Origin of the sequence: Phyllobacterium sp. A18/5-2, assembly GCF_025452215.1 — a bacterium.
GTDB classification, from domain to species: Bacteria; Pseudomonadota; Alphaproteobacteria; order Rhizobiales; family Rhizobiaceae; genus Phyllobacterium; species Phyllobacterium sophorae.
The window spans coordinates 2362297-2378352 of sequence record NZ_CP104966.1; the positions used below are offsets into that span (position 1 = coordinate 2362297).

Here is a 16056-nt window from a genome sequence, read left to right on the forward strand (position 1 = left end):
AGTGTGAGCCCAAAGGGAGAATAAAATGGTCACCTATATTCGTTCTGATCTCGATTTCATCCTTGAACAGATCAAGATTGCCGAGGCCCACGCCGCTGGCCAGCCTCTCTATGGGCCGGGTGGCCTTGTGCCCGCATATAATCTTGCCATGGGTCTGCGCACCGTCGATGGCACCTATAATCACCTGCTTCCCGGCCAGGAGGAGTGGGGCGCGGCCGACAACCAGTTTCCGGGGCTCCTCGATCCGAATTACCGGCCGGCGGAAAATGTTCCGCCTGCATTCTTGCCGCCTGGTTCTCCAGCCGTACCCACATCCTATAACCCATCGAACAATCCCGGTTCGATGGTGTTCGATTCAAGCCTGCGCACGATCTCCAATCTTCTGGTCGACCAGACGCTGGGAAATCCGGCCGCGATCCTGACCGCCCTGCAGCGTGCCGGCGCGGTTAACCAGATGGCGGATCTGGCTTCCGTCACGGCCGTCTATGAAACTTTCAAGCCATTCTCCGACGCTGAGTATCAAGCGCGCGTGGTTATGCAGAATGCCAAGAAGGCAGCCGACGAACTCGGCGATGGCGATCCTCTCACGCCTCCAACGGCGGAAGAGCAGGCCGCCCTTGACATCCTGGCCGATGCCACCGCGGCTCATGCAGTTACGGTGACCGCCTTGGAAGGAGCCCGGGCGGTGCGCGATGCGGCCGTCCTGCCGTTCGGCATTGAAATGGACGGCGATAACGTTCACCTCCCCAACATCGCACCCGACGAAGGCCTGTCGGCCTCATTCAACTCCTGGTTCACGTTGTTCGGCCAGTTCTTCGATCACGGGCTCGATCTCGTCAACAAGGGAGGCAGCGGCACGGTGTTCATTCCGTTGCAGCCGGACGACCCCCTCTATGTCGAGGGCAGCCAGACCAACTTCATGGTTTTGACGCGCGCCACTGTTTCCCCCGGCACAGACGGTGTGTTCGGAACGGATGACGACGTGCGTCCTGTCAACACGACAACATCGTTCGTCGACCAGAACCAGACCTACACGTCCCATTCATCTCATCAGGTGTTCCTGCGCCAGTATGTTCTCAACGCCGCTGGGGATCCGGTCGCGACCGGCAAACTCATCGAAGGCGGTGGAGCGGCGGCCGGGGGCATGGCCACTTGGGGCGAGGTCAAGGCGCAGGCCAGGACTCTGCTCGGGATAGACCTGACCGATAGCGACGTGGGCAGCGTGCCCCTGTTGCGGACTGATCAATACGGCAATTTCATTCCCGGTCCCAACGGCTTCCCGCAGTTGATCACCGGGATCGGCGCCGATGGGATTCCCAACACGGCTGACGATATCGTGGTCGAGGGCAATCCCGCCGCCCCGATTTCGACGGTCGGTGCCCTGCGCACCGGGCACGCCTTCCTCGCCGACATCGCCCACGAAGCCGTCCCGATCGGAAAGATCGCCGATGGCGACATCACGATCGGCCTGGCAAATCCGGGCAATGGCGATACCGAATACGACAACGAGCTGCTCGACGCGCATTTCATCGCCGGCGACGGCCGCGTCAATGAAAATATCGGCCTGACCGCCGTCCACCATGTGTTCCACGCCGAGCACAACCGGCTCGTCGACCACGCCAAGGAAGCGGTCCTGGCGACCGGCGATCTGGCCTTCATCAACGAATGGCTGGCCGACGACCTCGCGGCTCTTCCGACTGCGGCGCAAATCCCCAGCCTGGTCTGGGACGGCGAGCGCCTGTTCCAGGCCGCGAAGTTTGGCACAGAGATGCAATACCAGCACCTGGTATTTGAGGAATTCGCCCGCAAGATCCAACCCAATATCAACGTCTTCCTGGTTCCGGACGGCTTTGACACCACGATCGATCCGTCGATCGTCGCCGAGTTTGCCCATGTGGTCTACCGCTTCGGCCACTCCATGCTGACTGAGTCGATTGATCGCTTCGACCCGAGCTTTGCCGAGAACGACATTGGCCTGATCGAAGGCTTTCTCAATCCGGTCCAGTTCGACTCCAATCATACCATCGAGGACGGTATTGCAGCCGGCGCTATCATTCGCGGCATGACCCGGCAGGTCGGCAATGAAATCGACGAATTCGTGACGAGTGCCCTGCGCAACAACCTGCTCGGATTGCCTCTCGACCTTGCGACAATCAACCTTGCCCGTGGCCGCGACACCGGCGTTCCCTCGCTGAATGCTGCCCGCCGTGATTTTTACGAGGCAACCAATCAGGATGTCTTGCTCAAGCCATACGAAAGCTGGGTCGATTTTGCCGGGCACCTCAAACATGAGGCGTCCATCATCAACTTCATCGCTGCCTACGGTACCCACACGCTGATCACCAGCCAGACCACACTCGAGGGCAAGCGCGACGCAGCACTCACCATCATCACCGGCGTCTCGGCGGACGGCGTGATGGCGGTCCCTGCCGACAGGCTCGATTTCCTCAACGCGACCGGCGCCTATGCGGGCGGTGTACTCGGCGGTCTCGAAAACGTCGATCTTTGGATCGGTGGTCTTGCCGAGGAAATCATGCCCTTCGGCGGCATGCTCGGCTCCACGTTCAACTTCGTCTTCGAAGTGCAGATGGAAAAACTGCAGAACGGCGACCGGTTCTACTATCTGCAGCGGCTGGATGGCCTGCACCTGTTCGGCGAAATGGAAAACAATTCCTTCGCTGCCATGATCATGCGCAACACCGATGCAACACATTTGCCGTCGGATGTCTTCTCGACACCCGGCCTCATTCTCGAAGTCGATCAAACCAAGCAGTACAACCCCGAGCTCGGCACGGCGGATCCGCTCGGCACCAGCCTTCTCACACCGCTTGTCCTGCGCGACAACCCGGCAACCGCGGGCGTAGAAGCAAACTACCTGCGCTATACGGGTGACGAGCATGTCCTCCTCGGCGGTACCGAACAGGCGGATACCCTCATTGCAGGCATCGGTGACGACACGTTGTTCGGCGATGGCGGCAATGACAGGCTCGAGGGCGGCTTCGGCAACGACATCATCAATGGTGGTGATGGAGACGACATCATCAAGGACAGCGGCGGCGACGACAACATCAAGGCCGGCGCCGGCAATGACGTGGTCCATGCAGGACCTGGTCTCGATCTGGTGATGGGCAATTCCGGGCAGGATTTCATCTTCCTCGGTACCGACATGGGCTCGGAAGTCTTCGCGGGTGAGGGCAACGACTTCATCTACGGCAACAAGAACGCCGAGCGCATTCTTGGCAACGAAGGCAATGACTGGATCGAGACCGGCACTTTCGACGGTGCCCCGGGCGACAATTTCGACGAAATCTTTGCCCGTGATGCGATCGACGGACACGATGTGTTCCTGGGCGATGGCGGCTTTGACGAGTTCATCGCCGAGGGCGGCGACGACATCATGGTCGGCAGCGCGGGCCGCGGCAAGATGGCCGGCATGTCCGGCTGGGACTGGGCGACCTACAAGGACAACGCTGCAGGCGTCAATGCCGACTTCACGCGCGGAATCGTGTTCGACGAGAATCCGACACCTCCGGCCAATGCTACGCTTGATGCGTACAGATCGGTGGAAGGCCTGTCAGGATCGGCTTTCAATGATCTTTTGACCGGGTCTGATGTCACAGCGGCGGAGCGCCTTCCATTCGATCCTGATCCTGAGATCAGCGGGACGGAAGGATATACCGGCAGCGCACTTCGATGCCGAGGGCATTGCTCTTATCGCCGGATTGCAGGCAGTCCTGGGTGCGGGGGTCACCTCTTTCAGTGCCGGTGAGATCATTCTTGGCGGCGATGGCAGCGACACGATCATGGGCCGCGGCGGCGATGATATCATCGACGGCGACAAGTGGCTGAACGTGCGCATCGGCGTGTATGCGGAGAATGATCTCCTGCACACCGGACCGGTCCTCGAATACCACAACAGCATGACGACCCTGGCTGCGAGAATGTTCTCCGGCGAGATCAATCCTGGCCGGCTCAGAATCGTGCGTGAAATCATGACTGCCGACGGCACTGGCGATATCGATATTGCCAGGTACCAGGGCAACCGCACGGAATACACGTTCGGAAGCGATGCAAACGGCAACGTCACTGTCACGCATGCGATCGAGGACTCCCTGGATGGTTCGGATAAATTGCGGAACATCGAACGAGTGCAATTCCTCGACGGCACGGTTGGATTGATTGTCGGCACAGCCGGCAACGATACGCTCAACGGCACCACGGGTGATGACCTCATTCTGGGGCTCGCAGGCAACGATACGTTGAACGGCAATAACGGCAACGATATCCTCGTTGGCGGCACTGGAAACGACAATCTCAATGGTGGTGCCGGGGATGACACCTACTCTTTCGGTCTCTCCGACGGGGCTGACCGGATTGTCGAGACGAGTGGGAATGACCGGATATCGATTGCCGCAGCTGCTTACACTGACCTCAATTTTAACGAGAATATCGTCGGCACAGGAAACGACGATCTGATAATCGCGTTCAACGGTCAGTCTGTCACGGTCGTCGATCATTTCGATACGGCCGGGGAAGCAGTCGAGTTCGTCAACTTCAATGGCGGCTCCTTTAACGGCTACCTGCTTGATGGCGACTATGCCATCAGCACCGACGACAACGGCGACCGTACGGCGGCGGCACTCGTCAATACCGTACTTTCCGGTACGACGGGCGGCGACGATCTGATCGGCAACACCGGCAATGATCTCCTGTTTGGTCATTCCGGCGGCGATGACCTTGACGGCGGTGCCGGCGACGATCTGCTGGTTGGCGGCTCAGGCAACGATCTGCTTGATGGCGGACTGGATGCCGACACAATGGTCGGTGGCGCTGACTCCGACACATACATTGTCGATGACCTCGCCGACGTGGTGGTGGAGGCCCTGAACGCCGGTACGGACACGGTCGAGACCGAGATGGCAGCACTCTCGATCGAACTCATGGCAAACGTTGAGAACCTTGAATATACCGGCCTTGATGCCGATCCGTTCGTCGGCACCGGCAATGCTCTCAACAATACGATTTCGGGCGGTGACCTGGCCGACACACTGAACGGACTTGCCGGCAACGACACATTGAATGGCGGCCTCGGCGAGGACACCCTCAACGGCGGCGATGGCAACGATACGCTCAACGGCGGCGATGACGACGATACGCTTGTCGGTGGTATTGGCACCGATACGCTCAACGGCGGTGCCGGGGCGGACAACATGGCGGGCGGCGCCGACAATGACATCTACGTTGTCGACAATGCGGGTGACGTTGTGAACGAAACCGGCGGAACGGGCGTGGATCGCGTCGATGCCTCGATCAGCTACACATTGGCTGCTGGTATCGAAAATCTTACCCTGACCGGCGGCAATGCAATCAACGGTACCGGCAATGCCGGCGCCAACGTCATCACCGGCAATACTGGCAACAACCAGCTTTTCGGCGGCGGCGACAACGACACCGTTGACGGCGGCAATGGCAGCGATCTGATCGATGGCGGTGCCGGCAATGATACGCTGAGCGGCGGCATCGGCAACGATACCGACAACATCATCGGTGGCGCGGGGAACGATACGATCAACCTGCTTGCTGTTGATGGCGGCAATGACATCGTCGTCTATAACGCGAGCGGGTTCGGTGACGATATTCTTACTAACTTCGACGCGACGGGCGGCACGGCGACCACACAGGACCGCATCGATCTGAGTGCACTGGGCATCACGGCGGCGAACCTGGCGGCGCGGGTGATCGAGATCGACAGTCGGTGGAAACACTCTGCTGACCGTCAGGGATGCAAGTCTTGCGACGATCGGTACAATCCAGATCAACGGTATCGCCAATACCGCTATCGACGTTACGGACTATATCCTCGCTAGCGGCGCTGGCCCCGTCGGCGGGGCAACCAATGGGAACAACACGCTGAACGGCACAGCCGGCAACGATACGATCATCGGCCTCCAGGGGAACGATACGATCAGCGGAGCGGCCGGCGATGACACGATCATCTGGAACGCCAACGCAAGTGGACCGACCGATGGCCGCGACGTTGTTGATGGCGGTACCGAAGGCGGTCCCGGCGATACCTTTGTGGTCAACGGAAATGCGAGCGGTGAAACCTATCGCATCTACACGCGGGCGGCTTTTGATGCGGTCCCCGGCAACACTCTCTTCGGTATCAATGGCGCGACGGAGATCATTATCACGCGCAATGGCACCAATGCCGCCTCGATCATCGCAGAGCTGCGGGAAATTGAGGAAATCCGCATCAACAGCGTCGATCCGACAGGACCGAGCGGTGGTGCGGGGGCAGGCGACAGCTTCCTGGCTATCGGCGACTTCTCAGGCACGAGCCTTCGCCTCAATACCATCACCATCGATGGCAATGCGGGCGACGATACGATCGATATCTCGGCTCTGAGTTCGGCTCACCGCATTGTCTTCAAATCCAATGGCGGCAATGACACCATCCTTGGAACTCTTCGTCCTGAGGACGTGATTGAACTGCCAGACGGCAAGACTGCTGCGGACTATACGACTACGACTGAAAATGGTGTGACGACCATGACCAGTGGTGATCATAGCATCACGTTCACCGCGCCCGACGGCTTGCCGGGTATCGGAGAGAACGAAGATCCTCCGGTCGAAGAAGAAGACGACGACGACACACCGCCGCCAGCGCCTGGTACTGGTTCGTCAACAGGGGCACCGGTTGTCGGTACGGCCAACGCCGATGTGCTTCTTGGCACAGCGAACGGTGAGACAATCGTCGCACTTGGCGGCAATGATGTCGCCATGGGCGGAGGCGGAGCAGACGTCATGCGCGGCGATGATGGCGACGACTTCCTCAGTGCGGACAGCGGCAATGACATGGTCTTCGGCGGTGCCGGCAATGACGATGTTCTCGGCGGCGATGGAAACGACATGCTCTATGGTGATGCAGGAGCAGATCGCATCTTTGGCGACGGTGGAAATGACCTGATCAATTCCGGCGCGGGCAATGACACCGCGCAGGGTGGCGAGGGCAACGACACGTTTGTGACGGACGCCGGCGACGGTGACGACACATACTACGGTGACGCAGGCGGCGACACGCTCGACATGGCGGCAATCACTGCCAACCTGACCGTTGATCTTGGTAATGGCTTCTCTGGCCGGGGTAGTGCTTCGAGCAGTCAATCCGGCCACGATACCCTCTGGAACGTCGAAAATGTCGTGACGGGGTCGGGCAATGACACGATTACCGCAAGTGCGGCCGTGAATGTGATGGACGGCGGTGCCGGCAACGACATCTTCCGCTTTGGATCGGCATCAAATGCTGACGGTGACACCATCGTAAGCTTCCAGCCGGGCGACAAGATCGATCTCAGCGGCATCGACGCCAACAATGGTACGGGTGGAAATGAGGCCTTCACGCTCGTCACTGCGTCGGCACTGAGTGGCGCCGCCCAGCTGATCGTGACCCATGAGACGCGTGCCGATGGCGAGTACACAGTCGTTCAAGGCAGCGTTGACGGGGACAGCTCAACAGAACTGCGGCTCAGCATCAAGGGGACGCACAATCTGACCACCTCGGACTTCAATCTGTAGCCCGAGGCGCGGCGAGCCGGGACTTCCGGCTCGCCGCACACCAACAAGAACAAGAGTGGTGATGACAATGCGTTCCCAAATTTTTGTGAGTAGAACTGGCAAGAAACCCGGCCTTCAACCGCGGGACATTTTCAGAACTTGTCGGATGCGGGTTTTGGCCGCCCTTGGTGAACATTTGAACAGCAGGATTGTACCGGCGGCCACGATCGATATGCCGCGACCCGGATTTGCGACCGCCAGGTCGCTGCAGCGGACGCGTGCGGTCGATGCAGCACGTGAGGTGCCGGCTGTTGGAGGATTGAGTGCTCCTTTCGAGCTGCAGTGCCTGCCTCTTTACCTCCTCGCTGTCTATATTTTCTATCCCTATCCAGGCTTGCTCGCTTTCGCCGTTGCGATGGCGGTCCTGACCATCGGAGCGGAACTGATGACGCGACGCCTGGCAAATGCGGCCTATGAAGCGGTTCTTGTCCGTACGGCGATTGCCGATTCCAACGCCCAAAATCAGCAGATGTTGAAAGCAATGGGATTTGCCGGCGCTACCGCTCACTGGTTCGTAACCTACGAGACACGGCAAGACGGAGCCTACACGGTCATTCGCGGGCGCGTCGAAGGCGACAGCAATGCCGAGATGCGCCTCAGCATCAAGGGGACACACAGCCTCAAGGATCTGAATTTGAAATTGTGAACATCGACCACTTCGAGGCGGCGGTGGATGTCCGTGCGCCAAGTAGCTCAACAACAAAAACGGTAGCGAAAAATGCGTTCCAAGACCCCTTTAACCGGCACCAAGCGGAAAAACGCAGAAAAGCTGACACAAGGCTTTCGCGGGATTTTCATTTTTCTCTTCACCACCTCCGGCGTCATCAACATTCTGGCGCTGACCGGTTCTTTTTATATGCTGCAGATCTATGATCGCGCCTTGACCAGCGGCAGTGTTCCGACATTGCTGGCGCTTTCGGCCCTGGCCATCGGGCTTTATCTGTTCCAGGGGCTTTTCGACATTATCCGCTCACAGGTACTGGTGCGCGTAGGAGCGCGTCTTGACAGCAAGATCGCGCCGATGGCGCATCAGGTTGCGATCGATATGCCGCGTTTCGGCTTTTCGACGGCGGAAGCCTTGGAGCGCGGCCGCGATGTGGATACGGTGCGCGGCTTTCTGGGCAGCCAGGGACCGGTTGCCTTGTTTGATCTGCCCTGGATGCCGCTTTATCTCATTTTTGTTTACATGCTGCACCCCTATCTGGGTGCGCTCACCTTTGGCGGCGCGTTCATTCTGTCCATGCTGACAATCGCAACGGAACTGATGACCCGCCGCTTGGCGAGCGCGACCCATCAGGCCGCGATTGCGCGCAATGCCATAGCGGATTCCAATGCCCGCAACGCCGATATCCTGAAGGCGATGGGTTTCGCCGGAAGGGCGGTCGATCGTTTCAATCGCGCCAACCAGGAGCATCTCGAACTTCAGACCCGCACAAACGACATCAGCGGAACATTCGGCGCACTGTCGCGCGTGCTGCGTATGGTTCTGCAATCGGCCGTTCTGGGCCTTGGTGCATGGCTGACGATTCAGGGTGAACTGTCCGCCGGCGCCATCATAGCAGCGTCGGTGGCTTCGGCCCGCGCGCTCGCGCCCGTTGATTTGGCGATTGGCAACTGGAAGAGCGTCGTCGCGGCGCGTACCGCTTTTCAGCGGTTGAAAGAAACCGTCATCGCGCTATCGGGAAGCGAACCGCCAATGGAATTGCCCGCGCCTGCCGGTTCGCTGAAAGTCGAGAAGATTACAGTTGCGGCGCCAGGCTCGGGCCGTGTTCTCTTGAGCGATGTGAGCTTCGAGATCAAGGCTGGCCAGGCTCTCAGGAATCATTGGCCCGAGTGGCGGCGGCAAAACGACGCTCGCGCGCGCCCTGACGGGTATCTGGCCGACGCTGCGCGGCAGCGTCAGGCTGGACGATGCGGAACTGACGCAGTGGTCGGACAGCAATCTCGGTCAATATGTCGGCTATCTTCCACAGGATGTGGCCTTGCTTGACGCAACAGTCGAAGAAAATATCTCGCGGCTTGAACCGCAGGTGGACGCGCGCGCGATCGTGGACGCCGCGCAAACGACGGGCATTCATGAAATGATCGTGCGCATGCCGGATGGCTATCGCACGGCTTTGGGGCCGCAGGGCGCGTCGCTTTCGGCCGGTCAGCGTCAGCGCATCGGACTGGCGCGAGCGCTCTACCGCAACCCGTTCATTGTCATCATGGACGAGCCCAACTCAGAATCTCGATGGAGAGGGCGAACTGGCGCTCACCGAGACGATCAAATCAATTCGTGCACGCGGTGGCATCGCCATCGTCATCGCGCACCGGCCAAGCGCACTGGCCGCCGTCGATCTGGTTGCCGTTATCCAGAGCGGCAAGATGGTGGCTTTTGGACCAAAGGACGAGATCCTCAAATCGTCCGTCCCCGCAGAACCGGCCAACAGGCCAGCGCCCGCAGCACAACATGCGCCGCGCGTCACATCGAGAGTTTCAGCATGATGATCGAGGTCAAGGGAACCAAATCGGCCAAACCGGATACCGAGGAATCCTTCGAGCGGTATGTCTTCAAGAATCAGGACAAACGGTCGGCAGCGCCGCTTTTCTTCACGGTCTTTCTGACCGGGCTTGCACTCTATCTGAAGAGTGCTTTCCCGCGTTTGGGCAATGCTGTGCCCGAGGAGGACGCCAAACAAAAGCCGTCAGACGATCAAACCGGCTCGCCCGAGGTATTTCAGGTGTTGGCGCGGGACCCGTCCGCCGAAGTCGGTGAAGAAACGAGGCAGGAAAAAGCAGCAACGGGCTCCGGCGAGCAACTGCTCGTTTCCCGGAAGCCGGATGGCTATGCGCTCACTGATTCGCCAGCATTCAACTTTCAAGACCTCAATCTTCCAGCGTCGGCCCTGCTGCGAAATTTCGGCGGCATGTCTTTTACGTTCCACGCGGCAAATGACAATGCCTGGGCTGGCGGCAAGGTCGCAAATTTTGGCGCGGCAAGGGGCGGCGGTGCCAACGCACCAGCGCTTCCGGACAGTAGTAGCGCACCGAACGAAAATGTCGAAGATGACGATACCGGCGAAGACACCGGCAACGTCAAGACCGTCAATCGCGCACCGCGGACCAGCGGCCCGGTCTATTTGCATGATGTCTATGGCTGCGCCATCGCATTGATCGGACTTTCCGATCTGCTGCGCGGCGCCACCGATCCCGATGGCGATCCTCTTCTTGTCCAGAACATCACTGTTTCATCGGGAACGCTGGTGCAGACCGCCGGCGGGTGGAACTTCGATGCGCAAGCACTTGGACCTGTAACGATCACCTATCGGATCACCGACGGCGAATTCTCCGTGGTCCAGACCGCGCAGTTCTCTGTGCTCAGAAATCCGCCGCTCATTGGCACCGCCGGTGACGATCTGCTGGTTGGCACCGAATGCGCCGACGATATCGATGGACGTGAGGGGAATGACAATATCGACAGCCGCAGCGGCAGCGACACGGTAAATGGCGGTGACGGAGACGACCACATCGTCGCCGGTAGCGGCAATGACATCATCATGGCCGGAGCAGGTGATGACATCGTTCTTGGCGGCTTGGGTGACGACCAGATTTGGGGCGGAAGTGGCAATGACCGCCTGTTTGGCGATGAAGGCCGTGATACGATTTCAGGGGAAAGCGGTAACGACGCCATCAGTGGCGGCGCTGGTGATGACCTGCTGTTTGGCGGCGAAGGCGACGATACCGTGGCTGGCGATCTGGGCAATGACCGGATCCACGGCAATGAAGGAAATGACAAGCTCGACGGCGGCGGCGGTGACGACATCGTGCTTGGACAGGCGGGGATCGACATTGTCGACGGCGGTTCGGGGAACGATTTCCTCGCCGGGGGGACGGCGAAGATGTGGTGAATGGCGGTGAGGGAACGGACATTGTTGCGGGCGACGCGGATCAGGCGGCTGACCGTTATGATGGCGGCAGCCAAACCGACACGCTCGATTATTCGGCAGTATTGCACGGCACGACCATAGATCTCGAGGCCGGTACCGCGAACGGCACGGAAATCGGACACGATACGATTTCGAGCTTTGAAATTCTTATGGCCGGGGCGGGCAATGACGAGGTTCAGGGTAGTGCCGAGGATGAGGAGATCCACGGCAACAGCGGCGATGATCTGATCGCGGGTGCTGGCGGCGATGACAGCCTGTTCGGTGGCGAGGGCAGTGATCATCTGTCGGGCGGCGATGATGCAGACACGGTTGAGGGCGGCGCCGGAAGCGACACCGTCGTCGGGGACCTTGATCAGGCCACCGACAGTTATGATGGCGGCGCAGGCATCGATACACTTGACTATTCAGCAGCCCTCATGGCGGTCGTCATCGACCTTGTTGCCGCAAACGCAAGCGGTGACGAGATCGGCAGCGACAGCATTACCAATTTCGAGGTGATCAAGACCGGCGCGGGGGCCGATGAAATTATCGGCAGTGGCGGCAACGACACGCTGGTCGGCAGCGGGGGAGACGACATTATCACCGGTGGAGGCGGCGCGGATACCCTGTTGGGCGATGCCGGCAACGACGTGATGAGTGATGGCCTCGGCGCGGATGCGGTGCTTGCCGGGGCTGGTGACGATGTCGTTCATGCCGCGGCCGACATGGCCGATGATTGTTATGAGGGTGATACAGGCTTCGATACGCTCGACTATTCGCAATCGGCGCATGGCGTTCTCATCGACCTCAATACCGGTGCAGCGACGGGATTCGATATCGGCCAGGACATCGTTGACGGCTTCGAAAAAGTCGTCTGCGGAGATGGTGCCGACAAGATCACGGCCGGAGCGGAGGCGGTGGTCGTGCAGGGTGGAGGCGGGGCTGACACCTTCGAATTCCAGATTCCGGCCGGAAGCTCCGGCGCCGAGGTCATTCACCAGATCCTTGATTTCATGGTCGGCGACCGGATCGAGATGTCGAAATACCGGATATTCGAAGAAGTGATCGACACCCTGGAAGACCGGTTCGAAGATGTCTACGGCGATCAGGAGAGCGCCGAAGCGCTCCCTATCCGGGTACGCCATGAGGGAACGGACGAGCTGAAGAAAACACTGATCGAGGTCGATATGGATCAGGATCAACACTACGAAATGACCATCAACCTGACCGGGCATCACGTGCTGATGATCGTCGAGAACGCTTGAGTAAGAATGGGAGTGAGAAATGTTCGGCCGAAATCAAAAAAATGAACGCTCGCCGTTATCCGTAGAGACGGATAGTTCCTTCCCGGTTGCTACCCGCGTTTTCGCTGGCGTTACGCTTGGTGTGTTCCTGTTCGTTGGTGCCGGCGGGTGGGCGGCAACTGCACAGCTCACGGGGGCGGTGATCGCACCGGGCATGGTCAAGGTCGATCAGAACATGAAGTCGATCCAGCATCGCGATGGCGGCATCGTCAGCGAGATTGCCGTGAAGGAGGGGGATTTCGTCGAGAAAGGCCAGATCATGTTGCGGCTTCGATGATGCGCAGACACGGGCAGAGCTTTCGATTGTCCGCACACAGCTTGTGGAGTTGATGGCAAGGCAGGCCCGCTTGATGGCCGAACGTGACAACCTTGATGCGATTATTCTCTCGCCGGAACTCGCGCCACGGCTTGACGATTTTCAGCATGTGTTCTTTGGCGAAAACCGCCTCTTTGAAGGCAACCGCCAGAATCGCCAGAGCCAGAAGGGACAGCTGGAACTCGGCATCGATCAGCTCGGCGAAGAGATCAGGGGACTTGAGTCGCAGCGCAATTCGAAGGTCGATGAGATCGCCCTCGTCAAGGTCGAGCATGACAAGATCAAGGGTCTGACCGACAAACGATTGATCGAGACTTCACGCAAATACATTATCGATCGTGAGATGGCGAAACTTGTCGGTGAGAAGGGCGAGGTCGAGGCAAGTATTGCCCGCGCAAAAGCCAAGATGAGTGAAATTCGCATCCAGATCATTGCGATCGATGAAACCGCGCGTACGGAAGCGCAGCGCGAACTGAGTTCCATTGAACCGAAGCTCTCCGAGCTGAGGGAGCGCCGCGTGGCGATCGAAGACCGTCTGGCTCGCACGGACATCCGCGCCCCCTGTCGGGGACCGTCAACGAACTTGCGATCCACACGATCGGCGGGGTCATTTCACCGGCGGAAAAACTGGTGACGCTCGTGCCTGCCGATGCGGCTTTGAAGATCGAGGCCAAATTATCGCCGACGGACATAGACCAGGTTTTCGTCGGACAGCCGGCCAAGCTGCGCTTCTCGGCATTTAACCAGCGCACCACTCCCGAGTTGCATGGCAGCGTCGCTTATGTGTCTGCGGCGACCAGCAGCGATCCTTCCAGCGGTCAGGTCTATTATCTCGCTGACGTTGTTGTGCCTGCCGATGAACTCGAAAAGCTTGGTGACGCCAAGCTGCTTCCGGGGATGCCGGTCGAGGTGTTCGTATCCACCGAGGAACGTACAGCGATGTCATTCCTCTCCAAGCCGCTTGCCGATCAGTTCAATCGGGCATTCCGGGAACAATGATCCGTTCTTGCCGGCACTTCAGCTTGGCTGTACATGCCAACCGGCATGACGACTCCATTCAGATGAAACTCGCTCGCATCTGAAAAGGATTTGCGGGGTGACGCCAAGTGCAATTGCGGTGCCGGCGCCCCGGAATAGTGGAGATTCGAACACGAGATCTCCGCAAAAGAGGTGAGACATAAAGTCATATTTGCCTAACTTATTGAATTTTACCATGAAAATTACCTCGGAGAGTCTAAGGTCTGCGCCTTGACTAGCGGGGATCGTAACAATATGTTGCGCGCGACTTCGAAGCGGGGGTGAAGCCTCGCATTCAGCGTGTAAAGGACATGCCATTGGCCACGGGGAAAGATCCCGACAAGTCAGGTTCTGTCGACAAGGCGCAGGGTGCTGGGAAGATACTGACTTCGGACGAGCTGGAAAGCCGCCGCCGTTCTCTGGAAGCAAAGCTTGCTTCCAAGGGCGCTGGCACGAAAGCCAGCTCGGAAGGCAAGGGGACGGAAACCGCCTCCGGTGTCGCGCAGGCCATGAAGCTGTCGAGCGAGTTTATCGCGGGCGTTCTGGTTGGTGCGGGGTTGGGCTGGTTAGCTGACCGATTTTTGGGTACTTCACCTTGGGGGCTTATCATTCTGCTCCTCCTTGGTTTTTGTGCTGGAACGCTCAATATCCTGCGCTCTGCGGGACGTGTGGCGGAAAACCGTGGTCTGACGTCTGTTAAAGATGCAGATCGCGACAAACCGGAATAAGTCTTGGCGGCAAATGCCGTCACGAATGGAACGAGATAGACGAGGTTAGAGTGTCCAACGATCCGATTCATCAATTCCACATCGCGCAATGGGTTCCCCTGCATGTGGGCGGTGTTGATCTGTCCTTTACCAACTCGTCAGCCTTCATGGTTGCAACGGTTGGCGTAGCTTCGGCATTTCTCTATCTGACCTCGTCCAATCGCGGCCTTATCCCGACTCGCCTGCAGTCGGTTTCCGAGATGGCCTATGAGTTCGTCGCATCAACCTTGCGCAGATCGGCCGGCAGTGCCGGGATGAAGTTCTTTCCTTTCGTGTTCTCGCTGTTCATGTTCGTGCTTGTCGCCAACATGCTCGGCATGTTCCCCTACTTCTTTACGGTTACCAGCCAGATCATCGTCACCTTTGCCCTAGCGGTTTTGGTCATAGGAACGGTGCTTGCTTATGGCTTCGCCAAGCACGGCTTCAAATTTCTCGGTGTTTTCGTGCCGTCTGGCGTTCCCGCGCCGCTGCTGCTGCTTGTGGTGCCGATTGAAATCATCTCGTTCCTTTCTCGTCCGATCAGCCTTTCAGTTCGTCTCTTCGCCAACATGCTGGCTGGTCACATCACGCTGAAAGTCTTTGCAGGTTTCGTTGCTTCACTGAGCGCGCTGGGCGCTATCGGTGTCGGCGGCGCGATCCTGCCGCTCGCCATGACGGTCGCGCTGACCGGCCTCGAGTTCCTGGTGGCTTTCCTTCAGGCCTACGTCTTCACGGTACTGACCTGCATGTACCTGAATGACGCGGTGCATCCCGGCGGTCACTAACCAAGAATTGGGTCGTGACCGGGCTTCGGTGAAGACGGTCACGGTTCAGCAAACGTCACCGGCGGGTTTCCGCCAAATGCAAATCTATCAATAACGATTCTATCCAAAGGAGTTTAATATGGATCCGGTAGCAGCAAAGTACATCGGTGCGGGCCTCGCTTGTTTTGGTATGGCCGGTACGGCCCTCGGCCTTGGCAATATTTTCGGAAGCTATCTCTCCGGTGCGTTGCGCAACCCTTCAGCAGCTGACGGCCAGTTCGGCCGCCTGGTATTCGGCTTCGCCGTTACCGAAGCTTTGGGCATCTTCTCGCTGCTCATCGCTCTTCTGCTTCTCTTCGCTGTTTAATTCAAAGAACAGCTAAT

Annotated in this window: 12 protein-coding genes and 1 pseudogene; all 13 read left to right on the plus strand. The window is 58.8% G+C overall.

The features are described 5' to 3' along the window. Positions 1 to 25 precede the first annotated feature (25 nt). Positions 26 to 3769 (plus strand): peroxidase family protein, encoded by a 3744-nt coding sequence (locus N8E89_RS11725; RefSeq protein ID WP_262259952.1) that lies wholly within the window; start codon positions 26 to 28, stop codon positions 3767 to 3769. Further along, positions 3723 to 5867: a calcium-binding protein gene (locus N8E89_RS11730; protein ID WP_262261881.1), complete on the plus strand. Its 2145-nt coding sequence runs from the start codon at positions 3723 to 3725 to the stop codon at positions 5865 to 5867. Before N8E89_RS11725 ends, N8E89_RS11730 begins: the two co-directional genes overlap by 47 nt. 211 nt (positions 5868 to 6078) lie before the next feature. Then, the gene (locus tag N8E89_RS11735; protein ID WP_262259953.1) at positions 6079 to 7578 is read left to right on the plus strand and encodes a calcium-binding protein; all 1500 of its coding nucleotides are present in this window, start codon (positions 6079 to 6081) and stop codon (positions 7576 to 7578) included. Between the two features lie 175 nt (positions 7579 to 7753). After that, the gene (locus tag N8E89_RS11740) at positions 7754 to 8263 is read left to right on the plus strand and encodes a 6TM ABC transporter family protein (protein ID WP_146147845.1); all 510 of its coding nucleotides are present in this window, start codon (positions 7754 to 7756) and stop codon (positions 8261 to 8263) included. Between the two features lie 72 nt (positions 8264 to 8335). After that, positions 8336 to 10104 (plus strand): annotated as a pseudogene (locus N8E89_RS11745) (type I secretion system permease/ATPase). A 422-nt stretch (positions 10105 to 10526) separates the two neighbouring features. Then, positions 10527 to 11507, plus strand: a complete 981-nt coding sequence (locus tag N8E89_RS11750) for a calcium-binding protein (RefSeq protein WP_262261883.1) — start codon at positions 10527 to 10529, stop codon at positions 11505 to 11507. Then, the gene (locus tag N8E89_RS11755) at positions 11501 to 12790 is read left to right on the plus strand and encodes a calcium-binding protein (protein ID WP_262259955.1); all 1290 of its coding nucleotides are present in this window, start codon (positions 11501 to 11503) and stop codon (positions 12788 to 12790) included. The genes N8E89_RS11750 and N8E89_RS11755 overlap by 7 nt, the downstream gene beginning before the upstream one ends. A 19-nt stretch (positions 12791 to 12809) precedes the next feature. Then, complete coding sequence (locus N8E89_RS11760; RefSeq protein WP_262259956.1) at positions 12810 to 13106, plus strand: biotin/lipoyl-binding protein; 297 nt, start codon at positions 12810 to 12812, stop codon at positions 13104 to 13106. Positions 13107 to 13179: 73 nt separating this feature from the next. Beyond that, positions 13180 to 13779, plus strand: coding sequence for an HlyD family secretion protein (locus tag N8E89_RS11765; protein WP_262259958.1), 600 nt, complete (start codon positions 13180 to 13182; stop codon positions 13777 to 13779). Continuing rightward, positions 13755 to 14144: a beta-barrel domain-containing protein gene (locus N8E89_RS11770; protein WP_262261884.1), complete on the plus strand. Its 390-nt coding sequence runs from the start codon at positions 13755 to 13757 to the stop codon at positions 14142 to 14144. The genes N8E89_RS11765 and N8E89_RS11770 overlap by 25 nt, the downstream gene beginning before the upstream one ends. Before the next feature lie 335 nt (positions 14145 to 14479). After that, positions 14480 to 14890, plus strand: a complete 411-nt coding sequence (locus tag N8E89_RS11775; protein ID WP_106666519.1) for an AtpZ/AtpI family protein — start codon at positions 14480 to 14482, stop codon at positions 14888 to 14890. Positions 14891 to 14940: 50 nt separating this feature from the next. Continuing rightward, positions 14941 to 15693, plus strand: coding sequence for a F0F1 ATP synthase subunit A (locus N8E89_RS11780; protein ID WP_262259960.1), 753 nt, complete (start codon positions 14941 to 14943; stop codon positions 15691 to 15693). A 118-nt stretch (positions 15694 to 15811) separates the two neighbouring features. Continuing rightward, positions 15812 to 16039, plus strand: a complete 228-nt coding sequence (locus tag N8E89_RS11785) for a F0F1 ATP synthase subunit C (protein ID WP_008125314.1) — start codon at positions 15812 to 15814, stop codon at positions 16037 to 16039. The last annotated feature ends 17 nt before the right edge of the window (positions 16040 to 16056 follow it).